17 protein-coding genes, 4 pseudogenes and 1 other annotated feature are annotated in these 17,824 nt (G+C 45.5%); of the genes and pseudogenes, 14 read left to right on the plus strand and 7 right to left on the minus strand.

The features are described from left to right. Positions 1 to 3: 3 nt before the first annotated feature. A pseudogene (locus tag PV763_RS13110) lies at positions 4 to 1,842 on the minus strand (Tn3 family transposase); the annotation flags it as partial. A gap of 60 nt (positions 1,843 to 1,902) precedes the next feature. Between PV763_RS13110 and PV763_RS13115 the strand changes: the two are divergent. Next, positions 1,903 to 2,607 carry an IS6-like element IS26 family transposase gene (locus tag PV763_RS13115; protein ID WP_001067856.1) on the plus strand — a complete coding sequence of 235 codons (705 nt, stop codon included), beginning with the start codon at positions 1,903 to 1,905 and terminating at the stop codon, positions 2,605 to 2,607. A gap of 91 nt (positions 2,608 to 2,698) precedes the next feature. Next, complete coding sequence (locus PV763_RS13120) at positions 2,699 to 2,878, plus strand: hypothetical protein (protein ID WP_000902128.1); 180 nt, start codon at positions 2,699 to 2,701, stop codon at positions 2,876 to 2,878. A gap of 153 nt (positions 2,879 to 3,031) precedes the next feature. Here the strand turns inward: PV763_RS13120 and PV763_RS13125 are convergent, their stop codons facing one another. After that, positions 3,032 to 3,847 carry an aminoglycoside O-phosphotransferase APH(3')-Ia gene (locus PV763_RS13125; protein ID WP_000018326.1) on the minus strand — a complete coding sequence of 272 codons (816 nt, stop codon included), beginning with the start codon at positions 3,845 to 3,847 and terminating at the stop codon, positions 3,032 to 3,034. Between the two features lie 129 nt (positions 3,848 to 3,976). On the opposite strand from PV763_RS13125, the gene PV763_RS13130 reads away from it, so the two are divergent. Beyond that, positions 3,977 to 4,681, plus strand: coding sequence for an IS6-like element IS26 family transposase (locus PV763_RS13130; protein ID WP_001067856.1), 705 nt, complete (start codon positions 3,977 to 3,979; stop codon positions 4,679 to 4,681). A gap of 54 nt (positions 4,682 to 4,735) precedes the next feature. Here the strand turns inward: PV763_RS13130 and PV763_RS13135 are convergent. Further along, positions 4,736 to 5,791: pseudogene (locus PV763_RS13135) on the minus strand (DUF4158 domain-containing protein); the annotation flags it as partial. 125 nt (positions 5,792 to 5,916) lie between these two features. On the opposite strand from PV763_RS13135, the gene PV763_RS13140 reads away from it, so the two are divergent. From PV763_RS13140 to PV763_RS13155, 4 genes are all read left to right on the plus strand, one after another. After that, positions 5,917 to 6,531, plus strand: a complete 615-nt coding sequence (locus PV763_RS13140; RefSeq protein WP_000904906.1) for a recombinase family protein — start codon at positions 5,917 to 5,919, stop codon at positions 6,529 to 6,531. Positions 6,532 to 6,649: 118 nt separating this feature from the next. After that, positions 6,650 to 7,782, plus strand: a protein-coding gene (locus tag PV763_RS13145; protein ID WP_223672967.1) for an IS3 family transposase whose coding sequence is annotated in 2 segments (ribosomal slippage) — positions 6,650 to 6,902 and positions 6,902 to 7,782 — 1,134 coding nt in all. Because the reading frame shifts where the segments join, the coding sequence is not laid out codon by codon here. Positions 7,783 to 7,881: 99 nt separating this feature from the next. Then, positions 7,882 to 8,685, plus strand: a complete 804-nt coding sequence (gene aph(3'')-Ib / locus PV763_RS13150; protein ID WP_001082319.1) for an aminoglycoside O-phosphotransferase APH(3'')-Ib — start codon at positions 7,882 to 7,884, stop codon at positions 8,683 to 8,685. Next, complete coding sequence (locus PV763_RS13155) at positions 8,685 to 9,521, plus strand: aminoglycoside O-phosphotransferase APH(6)-Id (protein WP_000480968.1); 837 nt, start codon at positions 8,685 to 8,687, stop codon at positions 9,519 to 9,521. Before aph(3'')-Ib ends, PV763_RS13155 begins: the two co-directional genes overlap by 1 nt. A 108-nt stretch (positions 9,522 to 9,629) precedes the next feature. Here PV763_RS13155 and PV763_RS13160 read toward each other — a convergent pair. Then, positions 9,630 to 10,044: pseudogene (locus PV763_RS13160) on the minus strand (IS3 family transposase); the annotation flags it as partial. Next, positions 9,639 to 9,755 (minus strand) — a sequence feature (AL1L pseudoknot). It overlaps the preceding pseudogene by 117 nt. A 182-nt stretch (positions 10,045 to 10,226) precedes the next feature. Further along, a complete protein-coding gene (locus PV763_RS13165; protein WP_006581699.1) occupies positions 10,227 to 10,793 on the minus strand; it encodes a recombinase family protein in 567 nt (188 codons plus the stop codon). A gap of 179 nt (positions 10,794 to 10,972) precedes the next feature. On the opposite strand from PV763_RS13165, the pseudogene PV763_RS13170 reads away from it, so the two are divergent. Next, a pseudogene (locus PV763_RS13170) lies at positions 10,973 to 11,050 on the plus strand (DNA-binding protein); the annotation flags it as partial. Between the two features lie 189 nt (positions 11,051 to 11,239). On the opposite strand, the gene PV763_RS13175 reads toward PV763_RS13170, so the two are convergent. Then, positions 11,240 to 11,659, minus strand: a complete 420-nt coding sequence (locus PV763_RS13175; RefSeq protein ID WP_001180106.1) for an SMI1/KNR4 family protein — start codon at positions 11,657 to 11,659, stop codon at positions 11,240 to 11,242. Positions 11,660 to 11,798: 139 nt separating this feature from the next. Here PV763_RS13175 and PV763_RS13180 point away from each other — a divergent pair, with 139 nt between their 5' ends. The 4 genes from PV763_RS13180 (at position 11,799) to PV763_RS13195 (ending at position 15,292) form a co-directional block, all read left to right on the plus strand. Continuing rightward, on the plus strand, positions 11,799 to 12,119 hold the full coding sequence (locus PV763_RS13180; RefSeq protein ID WP_000897307.1) for a type II toxin-antitoxin system RelE/ParE family toxin: 321 nt from the start codon (positions 11,799 to 11,801) through the stop codon (positions 12,117 to 12,119). Next, entirely contained in the window at positions 12,112 to 12,384 is a 273-nt protein-coding gene (gene nadS / locus PV763_RS13185) for a NadS family protein (protein ID WP_000369781.1), read from the plus strand. Before PV763_RS13180 ends, nadS begins: the two co-directional genes overlap by 8 nt. 492 nt (positions 12,385 to 12,876) lie before the next feature. Continuing rightward, the gene (msr(E), locus tag PV763_RS13190; protein WP_000052512.1) at positions 12,877 to 14,352 is read left to right on the plus strand and encodes an ABC-F type ribosomal protection protein Msr(E); all 1,476 of its coding nucleotides are present in this window, start codon (positions 12,877 to 12,879) and stop codon (positions 14,350 to 14,352) included. Positions 14,353 to 14,407: 55 nt separating this feature from the next. After that, complete coding sequence (locus PV763_RS13195) at positions 14,408 to 15,292, plus strand: Mph(E) family macrolide 2'-phosphotransferase (RefSeq protein ID WP_000155092.1); 885 nt, start codon at positions 14,408 to 14,410, stop codon at positions 15,290 to 15,292. Between the two features lie 189 nt (positions 15,293 to 15,481). Here PV763_RS13195 and PV763_RS13200 read toward each other — a convergent pair whose 3' ends face one another. Beyond that, complete coding sequence (locus tag PV763_RS13200) at positions 15,482 to 16,093, minus strand: recombinase family protein (protein WP_015060246.1); 612 nt, start codon at positions 16,091 to 16,093, stop codon at positions 15,482 to 15,484. Positions 16,094 to 16,348: 255 nt separating this feature from the next. Between PV763_RS13200 and PV763_RS13205 the strand changes: the two genes are divergently transcribed. Beyond that, positions 16,349 to 16,765 carry a DUF7673 family protein gene (locus PV763_RS13205; RefSeq protein WP_000147519.1) on the plus strand — a complete coding sequence of 139 codons (417 nt, stop codon included), beginning with the start codon at positions 16,349 to 16,351 and terminating at the stop codon, positions 16,763 to 16,765. 20 nt (positions 16,766 to 16,785) lie between these two features. Then, the gene (locus PV763_RS13210) at positions 16,786 to 17,028 is read left to right on the plus strand and encodes a hypothetical protein (protein ID WP_001229660.1); all 243 of its coding nucleotides are present in this window, start codon (positions 16,786 to 16,788) and stop codon (positions 17,026 to 17,028) included. Positions 17,029 to 17,824: the final 796 nt, after the last annotated feature.

The following is a 17,824-nucleotide window of genomic DNA, read 5'->3' on the forward strand; positions in this document are numbered from 1 at the left end:
ACGCTAAGGCTTTGGCCAGCGATATTCTCCGGTGAGATTGATGTGTTCCCATCCGAGCGGCGAAACATGGGCCAAGAGATCGGGCGATAGCAGCTTTCCATCGCGTTTCTGGTTTGCAACGACCTCGCCGAGCTTCATGGTGTTCCAGAAGATGATGATGGCGGCGAGCAGATTCATGCCGGCGATGCGGTAATGCTGGCCTTCGGCGGAACGGTCGCGGATTTCACCGCGGCGGTGGAAGCTGATTGCCCGCTTCAGCGCATGATGAGCTTCGCCTTTGTTGAGCCCGATCTGGGCACGCCGTTGGAGTTCGGCATCCAGAATCCAGTCGATCATGAACAGGGTGCGCTCGACGCGACCGACTTCCCGCAGGGCTGTCGCGAGCTCGTTCTGCCGCGGATAGGAGGCGAGTTTCCGCAGAATCTGGCTTGGCGCGACGGTCCCGGCAGCAATGGTGGCGGCGATGCGCAGGATGTCGGGCCAATTGCGCTCGATCATGGCTTGGTTGACCTTTCCGCCGATCAACGCTCGCAGGTGCGCCGGGGCGGCCGACGGATTGAACGCGTAGAGCCGTTTGGATGGCAGGTCGCGGATGCGCGGAGCGAACCGGTAGCCGAGAATGGCACATGCGGCAAAGACGTGATCGGTGAAGCCGCCCGTGTCGGTGAACTGCTCGCGGATATGGCGTCCAGCATCGTTCATCAGCAGGCCATCGAGGATGTAAGGCGCTTCGCTTGCCGTTGCAGGAATCACCTGGGTTGCGAACGGCGCATATTGGTCGGAGACGTGGCTATAGGCTTTCAGGCCCGGGGTATTGCCATATTTCGCGTTGACCAGGTTCATGGCCTCACCTTGCTCTGTAGCGACGAAGAACTGTCCGTCGCTCGAAGCCGACGTGCCCATGCCCCAGAACCGGGCCATGGGTAACGCTGCCTGTGCCTCGACCACCATGGCCAGCGCCCGGTCATAGGCTTCGCCCTCGACATGCCACCGTCCAATGCGGATCAATTCCCAGAAGGTGTGGGTGTTTGTCGCATCCGCCATTTTGCGCAAGCCGAGGTTGATCCCTTCCGCCAAGATAACGTTCATTAGCCCGATCCGGTCAGCGCAGGGTGCTCCTGTGCGCAGATGGGTGAACGCTTCGGTGAAGCCGGTCGCCGCATCCACCTCCAGCAGGAGATCGGTGATGCGCGTGGGCGGGATCTGCTTGTAGAGATCGAGCACCAGATCTTCGGCGCCTGTCGGCGCGGCGGCTTCGAGTTTCTCGATATGCAGAACGCCGTTTTCAATCGACCCGCCCGGGATCGTGCCTGCGCGAGCGGCACGGCCAAGCTCGCGCAACCGCATGTCGAGGCGAGCTTGCCGGTCTGCCAGCCATTCCTCCGGCCGCAATGGCACAGCGAGACGACCGCCTTCCGCGATGGATTGTGCCGGAACGAGTGCGTGTTTCAGATCGCCATAGCGCCGGGACCTAGTAAGCCAGACATCTCCGGAGCGGAACGCATCGCGCAGATGGAACAGCACCGCGATCTCCCATAGGCGAGCGTCGCCAGCCCTCTGGGCCCGAAGGTGGCGATGCCATTTCGAGCTGGGCCGCAAGAAGCTGGTCATCGCGGCATCGTTCAAACCGGTACGAAGGGCCGTCACCGCTTCCAGAAGCGGCAGTGCAACGGGCGCAGCTCGCAGATCGAGCAGGCGCAACATGCGTGGAGCGTATCGGCGGAAGCGGTGATAACCGTCGAGCACATGATTGAGCGGATCGTCGGCCATGGTGGCGGTCAGCCTGGTTGCCATTGCAACAAGGGTTTTTAAGCCGTCCCACCCTGACCCACTCGCGATGGCACTGTTGCAAATAGTCGGTGGTGATAAACTTATCATCCCCTTTTGCTGATGGAGCTGCACATGAACCCATTCAAAGGCCGGCATTTTCAGCGTGACATCATTCTGTGGGCCGTACGCTGGTACTGCAAATACGGCATCAGTTACCGTGAGCTGCAGGAGATGCTGGCTGAACGCGGAGTGAATGTCGATCACTCCACGATTTACCGCTGGGTTCAGCGTTATGCGCCTGAAATGGAAAAACGGCTGCGCTGGTACTGGCGTAACCCTTCCGATCTTTGCCCGTGGCACATGGATGAAACCTACGTGAAGGTCAATGGCCGCTGGGCGTATCTGTACCGGGCCGTCGACAGCCGGGGCCGCACTGTCGATTTTTATCTCTCCTCCCGTCGTAACAGCAAAGCTGCATACCGGTTTCTGGGTAAAATCCTCAACAACGTGAAGAAGTGGCAGATCCCGCGATTCATCAACACGGATAAAGCGCCCGCCTATGGTCGCGCGCTTGCTCTGCTCAAACGCGAAGGCCGGTGCCCGTCTGACGTTGAACACCGACAGATTAAGTACCGGAACAACGTGATTGAATGCGATCATGGCAAACTGAAACGGATAATCGGCGCCACGCTGGGATTTAAATCCATGAAGACGGCTTACGCCACCATCAAAGGTATTGAGGTGATGCGTGCACTACGCAAAGGCCAGGCCTCAGCATTTTATTATGGTGATCCCCTGGGCGAAATGCGCCTGGTAAGCAGAGTTTTTGAAACGTAAGGCCTTTGAATAAGACAAAAGGCTGCCTCATCGCTAACTTTGCAACAGTGCCGAATTTAGCGCGGTCGCTAAACATTTCGGCACCACCCAGGTGCTGCACGATATCAATCTGAAAATTGATGCCGGTGAATACCGGCTGGCTGCCGACGATCCGGATGAGGAGAACACCCTCGCCACGGCAGTTTTCACCCTCGATGCCAACCACGTCAGGTGGCAAATTTTCGACATTAACCGCGACGATGCTAAATTTCAGGGAGAAGTGCGTGGGTGAGATAGCCGGTCGTCAGTCATAAAGGGCAGGGTAGTACCGTTGGCCCGGCGTTCGATAGTACCGTCCGGATACTGCCAGATATCGGCGTCCAGGGAGATGTCCTGAAGCGCGGTGTCCGGAATTTCAGGTTTGTGTCTCTACAAAGACTAACTATCAGAAAAACTCATCGAGCATCAAATGAAACTGCAATTTATTCATATCAGGATTATCAATACCATATTTTTGAAAAAGCCGTTTCTGTAATGAAGGAGAAAACTCACCGAGGCAGTTCCATAGGATGGCAAGATCCTGGTATCGGTCTGCGATTCCGACTCGTCCAACATCAATACAACCTATTAATTTCCCCTCGTCAAAAATAAGGTTATCAAGTGAGAAATCACCATGAGTGACGACTGAATCCGGTGAGAATGGCAAAAGCTTATGCATTTCTTTCCAGACTTGTTCAACAGGCCAGCCATTACGCTCGTCATCAAAATCACTAGCATCAACCAAACCGTTATTCATTCGTGATTGCGCCTGAGCGAGACGAAATACGCGATCGCTGTTAAAAGGACAATTACAAACAGGAATCGAATGCAACCGGCGCAGGAACACTGCCAGCGCATCAACAATATTTTCACCTGAATCAGGATATTCTTCTAATACCTGGAATGCTGTTTTCCCGGGGATCGCAGTGGTGAGTAACCATGCATCATCAGGAGTACGGATAAAATGCTTGATGGTCGGAAGAGGCATAAATGCCGTCAGCCAGTTTAGTCTGACCATCTCATCTGTAACATCATTGGCAACGCTACCTTTGCCATGTTTCAGAAACAACTCTGGCGCATTGGGCTTCCCATACAATCGATAGATTGTCGCACCTGATTGCCCGACATTATCGCGAGCCCATCTATACCCATATAAATCAGCATCCAGGTTGGAATTTAATCGCGGCCTCGAGCAAGACGTTTCCCGTTGAATATGGCTCATAACACCCCTTGTATTACTGTTTATGTAAGCAGACAGTTTTATTGTTCATGATGATATATTTTTATCGGCACTGTTGCAAATAGTCGGTGGTGATAAACTTATCATCCCCTTTTGCTGATGGAGCTGCACATGAACCCATTCAAAGGCCGGCATTTTCAGCGTGACATCATTCTGTGGGCCGTACGCTGGTACTGCAAATACGGCATCAGTTACCGTGAGCTGCAGGAGATGCTGGCTGAACGCGGAGTGAATGTCGATCACTCCACGATTTACCGCTGGGTTCAGCGTTATGCGCCTGAAATGGAAAAACGGCTGCGCTGGTACTGGCGTAACCCTTCCGATCTTTGCCCGTGGCACATGGATGAAACCTACGTGAAGGTCAATGGCCGCTGGGCGTATCTGTACCGGGCCGTCGACAGCCGGGGCCGCACTGTCGATTTTTATCTCTCCTCCCGTCGTAACAGCAAAGCTGCATACCGGTTTCTGGGTAAAATCCTCAACAACGTGAAGAAGTGGCAGATCCCGCGATTCATCAACACGGATAAAGCGCCCGCCTATGGTCGCGCGCTTGCTCTGCTCAAACGCGAAGGCCGGTGCCCGTCTGACGTTGAACACCGACAGATTAAGTACCGGAACAACGTGATTGAATGCGATCATGGCAAACTGAAACGGATAATCGGCGCCACGCTGGGATTTAAATCCATGAAGACGGCTTACGCCACCATCAAAGGTATTGAGGTGATGCGTGCACTACGCAAAGGCCAGGCCTCAGCATTTTATTATGGTGATCCCCTGGGCGAAATGCGCCTGGTAAGCAGAGTTTTTGAAACGTAAGGCCTTTGAATAAGACAAAAGGCTGCCTCATCGCTAACTTTGCAACAGTGCCCTCGCGATGACATCGCCCAGCGGCTGGCCATCATCCTGTGCATCGACCAGGGCGCCCCCGATCTCGGCGAAGGATTTCAGGGTGTCACGCACCACCCCCGCTTCGTCTGCGACCTTTGCATGGCAAATACGCTCCGAAGCACGGTAGAGACGGCCGACGATCCGGTCGTGGGTTTCGACCACTGCGTCGGCCAACATCGCCTGCCATTCCGAGACGCAAACAGCCAAGATCGCAAGCCGCCTGTCCTCCGGGAGATCGCGCATGCCGTCGGCATAATACCGTTCACCCTGCCTGCGCAGACGAGTCACCCGATGGGCAGGAACGCCGGCAAGCAGATCCTCGGGGAGATCGATGCGTTGCAGATATTCGAGCCGGTCGAGCAGCCGGTTGGCCGACGAAGAGTTCGAGCCAGGCTCGAACTGGCGCAGCCACACAAAACGGGTCACCCGATCATCAGCCGTCTCCTCGAGCAATGCCAGCAACTGTTCTCGGATCGACATAGGCAGCCGACTGGCGATCCTCGTCTCGATGCGTCGCTCGGCATCGACGAGAGCCGCGGCACAAAGCCGCTCGATCGTGGATGTCGCGGGAAGGACAGTGCGGGTGCGTCGGCACTCGGCTACGAAGCGACGGGCGATATCCTCGTTCGACACCGCCATCTCGGCTTCTCGGAACAACCATTCCTTCAGCTCGCTCGCACCACGTCCGGAGAAGGTGCGGAAGCCGTAGAGCCCCCGTAACTCGGCAAGATGCTCGTGCCGTGTTTCCTCGCGGGCAGCATAGTCTACGAGATCGTCGGCACCCAGGCCAAGCTGCGCTCCGATAAATTCGATGACCTCTGCAGGGATCAGTTCGCCTGGAGCCAGCACCCGGCCGGGATAGCGCAGGACACACAATTGCAGGGCGAAGCCGAACCTGTTGTGAGCGCGCCGACGCAGCCTGATATGCCCAAGGTCTTCATCACTCAGCGTATAGTGCTTGAGCAAATCCGTCTGTGAAGTCGGCAAGCGCAACAGCGCGTCTTTCTGCCGATCGGTTAGAGTGACGCGACGCGGCATACATGTTCCTTTTTCAAAATCTGATAGCGTTCAAGACGCTTTGTTTATGAAGCTGGTTGAGATACATTTCCAGAGGTCAATGCAATCGTGGCCGAAGCGCCGCCTCAAACCAACGTTTGTGATACATGCTGATCGGATATGCCCGCGTCTCCAAAGCCGATGGCTCGCAGTCTCTCGACCTGCAGCACGACGCCTTGCGCGCCGCAGGTGTCGAACGGGACAATATCTATGATGATCTTGCTTCCGGCGGTCGTGATGATCGCCCTGGCTTGACTGCCTGCCTCAAGTCATTGCGTGACGGCGATGTGCTGGTGGTCTGGAAGCTCGATCGCCTCGGACGATCGCTTGCCCATCTGGTCAACACGGTGAAGGAGCTGTCAGACCGCAAGATCGGCCTGCGGGTTCTGACTGGAAAGGGCGCTCAGATCGACACCACGACTGCGTCCGGTCGCATGGTGTTCGGAATCTTCGCCACCTTGGCCGAGTTCGAGCGGGATCTGATCCGAGAGCGCACCATGGCGGGTCTCGCCTCCGCGAGAGCGCGCGGTCGCAAGGGCGGACGAAAATTCGCGCTCACCAAAGCTCAGGTGCGTCTCGCGCAAGCCGCCATGGCCCAGCGCGATACTTCAGTTTCCGATCTCTGCAAGGAACTCGGCATCGAGCGCGTCACTCTCTACCGATATGTCGGTCCCAAAGGCGAGCTCAGAGACCATGGAAAGCATGTTCTCGGACTTACGTAGCAACTCGTTTCTTTTCGCAGGTTGAGCCACAGAGGTGGATCAGGAAATTTGAACAACACTTATAAGTGATATTTTGCTCCCCAAATGATGTTATAAACATCAATATATGGAGTATTTTATGACACGTAGACCAAGAAGAAATCATTCAAATGACTTTAAAGCTAAGGTAGCACTTGCTGCGATTAAAGCAGAAAAAACACTTGCTGAATTGAGTGCTGAATTTGATGTTCATCAAAACCAAATTATTGACTGGAAAAATCAACTGATTTCAGCTTCCTCGCAAGCTTTCGATCAATCAAAAGCTCCAACAGAACCACCCATCGATCTAAAAAAACTACATGCAAAAATCGGTGAGCAGGCATTAGAAATTGATTTTTTAGAAGGTGTGTTGAAGAAACTGGGTCGCTTCAACCACAAAAGTTAATCGATGACTCACTTCAGATTTCAGTATCTAAGCAAGCTAAGCTGCTGAAAGTCTCCCGTGGTTGTTATTACTATCGCCCAAAACCTGTGAGTGAATCAGATCTGAAGCTGATGCGCTGTATGGATGAGTTACATATGCAATACCCTTTTGCAGGTAGCCGTATGATGCGTGATTTATTGAATCGTCAAGGACATCATATAGGACGACGTCATACACGTACTTTAATGAAGAAAATGGGCATTAATGCGTTATATCGTAAACCAAATCTAAGTCAGGCCAATCAAGCTCACCGTAAATATCCATATCTGCTCAAAGGATTGGCTATTCAGCGCAGTAATCAAGTGTGGTCTACGGATATAACGTATATCCCTATGGCAAAAGGCTTTGTTTATTTATGTGCTGTGATTGATTGGCATAGCCGCAAGGTACTTGCGCATAGAGTATCGATTAGTATGGAGGTTACATTTTGCATAGAAACATTAAATGAAGCTATTGAAAAATATGGCCGACCTGAAGTCTTTAATACAGACCAAGGCAGTCAGTTTACCAGTGATGCATTTATTGATGTATTGAAATCAAATGGCATTCAAATCAGTATGGATGGTAAAGGTCGATGGGTTGATAATGTGATGGTTGAACGATTATGGCGGAGCGTTAAATATGAAGAGGTGTATCTCAAAGCCTACAGCAATGTTTTGGATGCGAAGAAGCAATTAAACGCATATTTTGAATTTTATAATTTGAAACGACCTCATTCGAGTCTGGACAAAATGACTCCAGATGAGTTTTACTATGACCAGCTACCACAACAAAATAAGGTAGCTTAACTAGAGCAGAGTATCACTTATAAATAAGCTTTTAGTTGTTCAAACAAGTGGGACCACCTCTCACCTCCGCGCTTCATCAGAAAACTGAAGGAACCTCCATTGAATCGAACTAATATTTTTTTTGGTGAATCGCATTCTGACTGGTTGCCTGTCAGAGGCGGAGAATCTGGTGATTTTGTTTTTCGACGTGGTGACGGGCATGCCTTCGCGAAAATCGCACCTGCTTCCCGCCGCGGTGAGCTCGCTGGAGAGCGTGACCGCCTCATTTGGCTCAAAGGTCGAGGTGTGGCTTGCCCCGAGGTGATCAACTGGCAGGAGGAACAGGAGGGTGCATGCTTGGTGATAACGGCAATTCCGGGAGTACCGGCGGCTGATCTGTCTGGAGCGGATTTGCTCAAAGCGTGGCCGTCAATGGGGCAGCAACTTGGCGCTGTTCACAGCCTATCGGTTGATCAATGTCCGTTTGAGCGCAGGCTGTCGCGAATGTTCGGACGCGCCGTTGATGTGGTGTCCCGCAATGCCGTCAATCCCGACTTCTTACCGGACGAGGACAAGAGTACGCCGCAGCTCGATCTTTTGGCTCGTGTCGAACGAGAGCTACCGGTGCGGCTCGACCAAGAGCGCACCGATATGGTTGTTTGCCATGGTGATCCCTGCATGCCGAACTTCATGGTGGACCCTAAAACTCTTCAATGCACGGGTCTGATCGACCTTGGGCGGCTCGGAACAGCAGATCGCTATGCCGATTTGGCACTCATGATTGCTAACGCCGAAGAGAACTGGGCAGCGCCAGATGAAGCAGAGCGCGCCTTCGCTGTCCTATTCAATGTATTGGGGATCGAAGCCCCCGACCGCGAACGCCTTGCCTTCTATCTGCGATTGGACCCTCTGACTTGGGGTTGATGTTCATGCCGCCTGTTTTTCCTGCTCATTGGCACGTTTCGCAACCTGTTCTCATTGCGGACACCTTTTCCAGCCTCGTTTGGAAAGTTTCATTGCCAGACGGGACTCCTGCAATCGTCAAGGGATTGAAACCTATAGAAGACATTGCTGATGAACTGCGCGGGGCCGACTATCTGGTATGGCGCAATGGGAGGGGAGCAGTCCGGTTGCTCGGTCGTGAGAACAATCTGATGTTGCTCGAATATGCCGGGGAGCGAATGCTCTCTCACATCGTTGCCGAGCACGGCGACTACCAGGCGACCGAAATTGCAGCGGAACTAATGGCGAAGCTGTATGCCGCATCTGAGGAACCCCTGCCTTCTGCCCTTCTCCCGATCCGGGATCGCTTTGCAGCTTTGTTTCAGCGGGCGCGCGATGATCAAAACGCAGGTTGTCAAACTGACTACGTCCACGCGGCGATTATAGCCGATCAAATGATGAGCAATGCCTCGGAACTGCGTGGGCTACATGGCGATCTGCATCATGAAAACATCATGTTCTCCAGTCGCGGCTGGCTGGTGATAGATCCCGTCGGTCTGGTCGGTGAAGTGGGCTTTGGCGCCGCCAATATGTTCTACGATCCGGCTGACAGAGACGACCTTTGTCTCGATCCTAGACGCATTGCACAGATGGCGGACGCATTCTCTCGTGCGCTGGACGTCGATCCGCGTCGCCTGCTCGACCAGGCGTACGCTTATGGGTGCCTTTCCGCAGCTTGGAACGCGGATGGAGAAGAGGAGCAACGCGATCTAGCTATCGCGGCCGCGATCAAGCAGGTGCGACAGACGTCATACTAGATATCAAGCGACTTCTCCTATCCCCTGGGAACACATCAATCTTACCGGAGAATATCGTTGGCCAAAGCCTTAGCGTAGGATTTCGCCCTCTCCCGCAAACGACCCCTAATAGGTTGAAGGTGCGATCGGTAAAATTCTACAAATCGCCTCGACTCCGTACAGCTCTTTATTATTATGGATAAAATCCACCATTATTTGTGTGGGCGGTCGAGCTCCGCCTGGGCGAAAAAAGCGGCTGCTTTACGTAGAATTTCATTGGCGCGTTGCAGTTCTTTATTTTCGCGTTCGAGTTGTTTGATACGTTCTTGGTCTGAAAGCTGCTGTACTTTAACTGGATTTTGTTTATCTAAATATTTTTGATACCAAACACGTAGTGTTTCAGGAGTACAACCCTTGCGCAGTATACTGCTCAGGGAGCAATAGCGGTGATCGCAGCCCAATTCGATGGATAATCTTTCTCGGATTCAATCAATAATTGAACCGCTCTTTCTCTGATTTCAGGGGTATATTTTACTTTTTTCATCGGGACATTCTCTCAGAAAGCTTGGTCTCCGACAAACCCGGTACGGTTCAAAAATCTTCCATTGATTTATTTATATCTGTTAAACCAGTCGCATTATGAAATGTAATATAAGTAGAAATTTCAGTATAAATGGTCATGATCTTTTCTAAATTTGAATATCTAAGCGTCTTCATTAATCAACCTTATTGATTATTAGTTTCTTCTTTTAAAGCTCTTTGTACTGTTGCTATCCCTACTTTAAACTTTTCTGCAACACCTCTAAATGTTGAATTTTCTTCAGCCATTGCTTTTCGTATTTCAACATAGTCAACCTTCCGCTTTCTTCCCTTATATAAGCCCTTCGCTTTGGCTTTTGCAATTCCTTCCTTTTGACGCTCACGGATCATGGAGCGTTCAAACTCTGCAAATGCAGCAAGCATCTGAAACATGAGTTTATTTATTGCCGATTGTGCTACATCATGACTGAAGGTCAAATTCTCTTTATGAAAAATAATGGTTATACCACGATCATTCAGACTATTCACAATTTCGTTCAGATCATTTGTATTACGTGCCAGACGATCAATACTATGAACATGCACCGTATCACCTTCACGCAGATAGTCGAGCATTGCATTTAACTGAGGACGTTCACGGCTACCACCGCTTGCCTTTTCAGTAAAGGTCTTATCCAGGCTGATTCCATCTAATTGACGTTCAGTATTTTGTTCAGTTGAACTGACTCGAATATATCCGACCTGATTAGGCATTCTGTACCGTTAGAGTTTAGATAATTAAATACATATTGTACCGAAATTAAATATTAAGTCTATAAATACGGTTTTTGAGTTGCTTTTTAAGACTTTATTTTGTTCCGTTAGGCTATACTCTATAGTTACATAAATTAGATTTAAAAACTTGTCTCCAATAAACCCAGTATGGTTCACCTAAACAGATTGCTACCCCTGAACAACCAGAATCCGAAAAAAGGGGCTTTTGGAGCCGTTTTTTTAGACCCTATGATTAACCACGATTGTTTAACTAATATGAACAAAGTCGTGAAACATTGCTTAATAAATAGGCGTGGAACGTGAATAATCATGAAAAAGCCGTTCCAGTGCGCTGAACCCTAGAACGGCTTTGACTAAACTATTGAGGCTAAAAGGAAAATTTCAAGCATTTCGTATAAGGTGTATTATGTTAATTTTAGAAATTCTTAATTTCCATCTATCCAAACTTGCTTGATCCAATCTGCTAAATCTTCCCACTGCTCATCGCTATATCCATCTGCTGTCCAATATCTAATTTTATGATTAGGAGATAGGCAATAATAACTACCATTATCTTCACAAATAGGTAGCCAATCTTCTGGCAGACCTTGCTCCCTAGCATCATTTAATATCTGAGATAGCCCTCGATAGCATTCTTTCTCATCTGTAAGAGACGCTAATTCAATTGTTCCATAAAAGATATTGCTAATCTCTTTCAAAACTTTTTTATAATCTTTTGGAAAAATAAAACCTATTTTTCGTTCATAAGCAGATATGAAAATATCATCAGGTAGTTCTATGTTTAGACGACTATTCCCAGATAGTTCTTTTAATTCTTGAATAATGTTATCAAGCTTATTTTGCATATACATTCTGCTCTATCGCATTAAAGTTCTTACTACAATTTAACATAATGGCTGTTATGCGAAACGAGATCTACCAGCTCTCGTTTTTTGTTATGGAAACTGCTAAAATTCAAATACGCCATTGACGTATAAAGAGTCCATGTTATTTATTGAAACCAGCATCTTTACCAAGCAAATTAAAGACCTTGTATCTGATGAGGAATATCGTCAACTTCAGCAAGATCTTTTGGTACAGCCTGATAGAGGTGACCTAATCAAGAATGGCGGTGGTATTCGCAAAGTACGTTGTGCTCAAGGTAACAAAGGGAAAAGTGGTGGGATACGGGTGATTTATTATTGGGTCACCGAGGATGATCAGATCTTTTTCTTAGTGGCTTATCCAAAATCAGTAAAAGATAATTTAACAGATAAGGAAACCGCCATTCTGCACCAACTCGTGAAGGAGCAATTTCATGGATAACAACTTATTTGATGACTTGGTTGCTTCAATCAAAGAAGCTGGAGCTATCAAACGTAAAGAAGTTAAAGCAAGCCGAGTTACAGAACTCGAATTGCCTGATATTAAAGAAGTACGTGAAAAAACTGGCTTGAGCCAAAATGAATTTGCTGCACGTCTACATATTAGCCCCCGTACCCTGCAAAATTGGGAACAGGGACGACGCTATCCAACTGGACCAGCAGCTACATTGATTCGAATTTTAGATGCTCACCCAAGCCTTATTTGAAAAAATTACTTAAAAAATGGGAGCTTAAGGCTCCCATTTTTATTTCGTATAAGGTGTATTATGTTAATTTTAGAAAATCTTCACTACTATTATTTTAAAATAAGCCTTATATCCAAGCATAAAACAAGGTTGTCTAGACTTCTTTTAACAGTAAAGTTATCATAAAACTGAATTTTATTTTTTAGGTAAGTTTATGCATTCTATCCGCATTCGTTAAGACACAACTATTTGCATAGTGACACTATTTTATAATGGTGGGCTTTTGTTGTGTCTTTAAGAATATATGCGGATATATAAAGTAAAAGTATGCTTAATTTATAAGTATGCTTTTAGTGCATAGTTTCCAGTTATAACTTAATTGACTAGCTATTTGTCCACCCTGTGGATGAATAGCTTTTTTTTTGGGAGGACACTGTGATGCTAGCTTTTGTTTTCACCTAAATCCTGTTTGCTGCATAAAAAATTTCAAGAGCTAAACAGGAGTAAATAAAAATGAGTTTAATTATTAAAGCGAGAAACATACGCTTGGATTATGCTGGGCGTGATGTTTTGGATATTGATGAATTGGAAATTCACTCTTATGACCGTATTGGTCTTGTGGGTGATAACGGAGCAGGAAAGAGTAGTTTACTCAAAGTACTTAATGGCGAAATTGTTTTAGCCGAAGCGACATTACAGCGTTTTGGTGATTTTGCACATATCAGCCAACTGGGCGGAATCGAAATAGAAACGGTCGAAGACCGGGCAATGTTATCTCGCCTTGGTGTTTCCAATGTACAAAACGACACAATGAGTGGCGGAGAGGAAACTCGTGCAAAAATTGCTGCCGCATTTTCCCAACAAGTACATGGCATTCTAGCGGATGAACCAACCAGCCACCTTGATCTCAATGGAATAGATCTACTTATTGGTCAACTTAAAGCATTTGATGGAGCATTACTTGTTATCAGTCATGACCGATATTTTCTTGATATGGTTGTAGACAAGATATGGGAGTTAAAAGACGGTAAAATTACGGAATATTGGGGTGGTTACTCGGATTACTTGCGTCAAAAAGAAGAAGAGCGACAACACCAAGCCGTAGAATATGAGCTGATGATGAAGGAACGGGAGCGATTAGAATCTGCTGTGCAAGAAAAACGCCAGCAAGCTAATCGATTAGACAATAAGAAAAAAGGAGAAAAATCCAAAAACTCTACCGAAAGTGCTGGACGACTTGGGCATGCAAAAATGACTGGCACCAAGCAAAGAAAACTGTATCAGGCAGCTAAGAGTATGGAAAAGCGTTTGGCTGCATTAGAAGATATTCAAGCACCAGAGCATTTGCGTTCTATTCGTTTTCGTCAAAGTTCAGCCCTAGAACTGCACAATAAGTTCCCGATTACGGCAGATGGTCTGAGCTTAAAATTTGGTAGCCGTACTATCTTTGATGACGCTAACTTTATAATACCGCTTGGCGCTAAAGTCGCTATAACTGGATCGAATGGAACAGGGAAAACGTCCTTGTTAAAAATGATATCAGAACGTGCTGATGGATTAACCATATCTCCAAAAGCTGAAATTGGCTACTTTACACAAACAGGATATAAATTTAACACGCATAAATCTGTGCTCTCCTTTATGCAGGAAGAGTGCGAGTACACAGTTGCGGAAATTCGTGCAGTATTGGCTTCAATGGGGATCGGAGCGAATGATATTCAAAAAAACTTATCCGACTTATCGGGAGGTGAAATCATCAAACTGCTTTTATCCAAAATGCTTTTAGGAAAATATAATATTTTGCTTATGGATGAACCAGGAAACTATCTTGACCTAAAAAGTATTGCCGCATTAGAAACAATGATGAAGTCCTATGCAGGAACTATTATCTTCGTATCTCATGACAAGCAATTGGTCGATAATATTGCTGACATTATCTACGAGATCAAAGACCACAAAATCATCAAGACTTTTGAGAGAGATTGTTAATGATAGCCAATCTAATCCGAACATTAATTATTGAACTCTTTAAAGGAAATTAAAAATGACAATTCAAGATATTCAATCACTTGCTGAAGCACACGGCTTGTTGCTTACGGACAAAATGAATTTCAATGAAATGGGCATTGATTTTAAGGTCGTTTTTGCTCTTGATACAAAGGGGCAACAATGGTTGCTGCGTATTCCTCGTCGTGATGGCATGAGGGAACAAATCAAGAAAGAAAAACGCATTTTAGAATTGGTAAAAAAACATCTTTCTGTAGAGGTTCCTGATTGGAGAATTTCATCTACAGAATTAGTGGCTTATCCCATACTTAAAGATAATCCTGTTTTAAATTTGGATGCTGAAACCTATGAAATAATTTGGAATATGGACAAAGATAGCCCGAAATACATAACATCTTTGGCAAAAACCTTATTTGAAATCCATAGTATTCCTGAAAAAGAAGTTCGGGAAAATGATTTGAAAATTATGAAACCTTCAGATTTAAGACCTGAAATAGCAAACAATTTGCAGTTAGTAAAATCTGAAATTGGTATAAGTGAGCAATTGGAAACCCGCTACAGAAAATGGTTGGATAATGATGTTCTATGGGCAGATTTCACCCAATTTATACATGGCGATTTATATGCTGGGCATGTACTAGCTTCAAAGGATGGAGCTGTTTCAGGCGTTATTGATTGGTCAACAGCCCATATAGATGACCCAGCGATTGATTTTGCTGGGCATGTAACTTTGTTTGGAGAAGAAAGCCTCAAAACTCTAATCATCGAGTATGAAAAACTAGGGGGTAAAGTTTGGAATAAACTATATGAACAGACTTTAGAAAGAGCAGCGGCCTCTCCTTTGATGTATGGTTTATTTGCCTTAGAAACTCAAAATGAAAGCCTTATCGTTGGAGCAAAAGCTCAGTTGGGAGTTATATAATTTAAAAATATGATTGCTGAGAACTGCCTTGTTTTGAAACTTGGTTGGCTTTAATTAGTTTTTAGTATTCTTTATAGAAAATGCCTCGATCAAGGGGCATTTCTAACAATCATTTAACATAAAATTTCTTATGTGAAGTAACCTGAATGCAGCGGTGCCCCATTGGGGGCGCGTTGAGATAAGCCTCTTTTAGATAACTTTAGCAACTCGATAGACAGTTGCAACTCCACAATTCACTGCTTTGGCAATTTCTTCCTTAGTCATATTGCCAACTACTAGCAATTCTTTTATTCGTTTATGTTTAGCCTCATTTGCCTTCTTGCCTGTTGGTTTGTAACCCGAACGTGCCAGGCCCTGCTTAATACGTTCTATACGTTTCTCATTGTCTAGGCGGGCCATTGTTGCCAGAAGATCAATCAACATATTGTTGATGAGTTCCAAGATTGAATGAGTAATGCTGTCACTGGTTTGAATCATTTGGTAGGTAGTAGGAAGATCTGCTACGACTAAACGAAGTCCCTTCTCCTGGATCCTGCGCTTCAGCTCTTGAAAATCTCGTTGGGTTAGGCGTGATAAGCGGTCAATACTTTCAACTAACAATGTGTCACCTTGATTTGCTTCTGACAGTAGCTTATTCAATTCAGGTCGGTCTAACTTCGTACCACTATAGTTTTCCACGTACACAATGGTTTCACCCAAATTCAAGTTTTGGTTTAGATCCTGAAGAATCTGCAAAGCCCTTTCTGCATCTTGATCTTTAGTTGAAGCTCGTAGATAAATACGTGTATTCATTTCTATCATTTAATCTTAATTCTATTAGATTAATGATAATACTATCATTTAATTATTGCATTAAGTCTAATGATAGATATTGTATGCGATTTGGCTCGCTATCATTCAGGTATAGTTTATTGATAGAGTTTTTAAAAGTATAATTATATAGCACGATATAACTAAAATTAAATTATGCGACATGCCCTGTCGCATTGTTCAATAAAGAGGGTTTTTTAGTCTTATCAATATCGTAAAATTAATAACTCCAAAAGGATAATTTATATGACTGGCCCTAAACTATTTCAACCAACACAGCAAGACCTAGACGCAATGAAAGGCAAATTGTTCCAGCGATTGAACCAGGAAGAATCGTTTAAACAAGATGCCCAAGCAAAGGGTGTACCGATCCTAAAACGATTAGTTGAAGTGGCAAAATCTGATACAGGGCAAAGCCTTGTAGTTCGTAAATTTCTGCTTGGCTGCTATGACGGTCAAAGATTTCCATTTGACTTAACAGATTTTCGTCAACTTGACTTGAACCTGTTTCAAGACTGCATGGCTATCCTAGCTATGGATCGCTCTCCAACAAGAGAAGTGCATGAGTATTTAGATGGGCCTGAATATAAGGGGTTGGTGAATGGTGGCGCATTGTTTGAACAATGGGCTAAGACAGTTAAAAATTTTAGCTCTACTGATTGACAGGTAATAGGAGAATTTTAATGGCACTGGTTATAGATAATGGTCATTTACTTTATGACGAAAATGATGATCGCTGTAAAGTTTTTGTAAAACAATCTCAAGGAATGCTTTTCGGTTTTGGGGTTTTTATTGATAAAGGCTGTCCTAGTGAGATAAAAAAATATTGGGGTAAATGGGATTGGAATAACCAAGAAAAATCTTTGTTAGGCATCATGGAAAGTGGTGGAAAATGGGATGGTTGGGAAGTTAATAATGTTAATTAATTTGGAGTTAAAAAATGAGAATGGCAAATAAAAATATAGTTGAATGGTCTGATTTAGAAAAAATAATTTAACTAAATAGCCATTCAATAGAATAATAAACCATTAAAAGAATAGCTGGGGAAAGCAGAATTAAAAATCTATACTTTTTATAACCCACATTTTTAAGAAAACTTACATATTTCAGATAAACACAAAATAATCCAAAATAATAAAGAATTACAAAGGCCCACTTAATAACAAAATTTAAATTATCAAAAGGGGTGAGGGTATTTACAATTAAAAAGTCATTTATAGTTTTTCCAAATGCTAAAGGCTCATAAACCATATAGTGATAAATGAAAAGTACATATTTAGCTGGGGCTTCGTATAGCTGCCAGTTCTCAATAGCATTCCAAATTTGAGAAATGAGATAACAGACACCAAAAAAGAAAATTAGGCCGAATGTACCTGGTGTTTTTGAGTAATAAAGTTCAATACTAAATAATAAACAGTAATACTTAGTAAAAAAGTTTCATACCAATTTTCAAAAAAAAGAAAATATATTTATTATTTTCAGCATATTGGAATTTTGGTATGAAACTTTTTTTATTTCAATAGAATTATACTTAGATTAGTTTTTGCGTATAGTATGATACTTCAATAAATATCATTTAAATTTAATATCAATAAAATAAAACACTTATACACAACATAGTATGACACTTTATTGCTTTCATATAGAAACGGCGATAAAACAAGATGAAGCCACATGCCAGTGGTTACGCAATCAATTGGCAACGATTCAAACTGAATTGGA

Origin of the sequence: Acinetobacter sp. AS5, from assembly GCF_048957595.1 — a bacterium.
Classification (GTDB): domain Bacteria; phylum Pseudomonadota; class Gammaproteobacteria; order Pseudomonadales; family Moraxellaceae; genus Acinetobacter.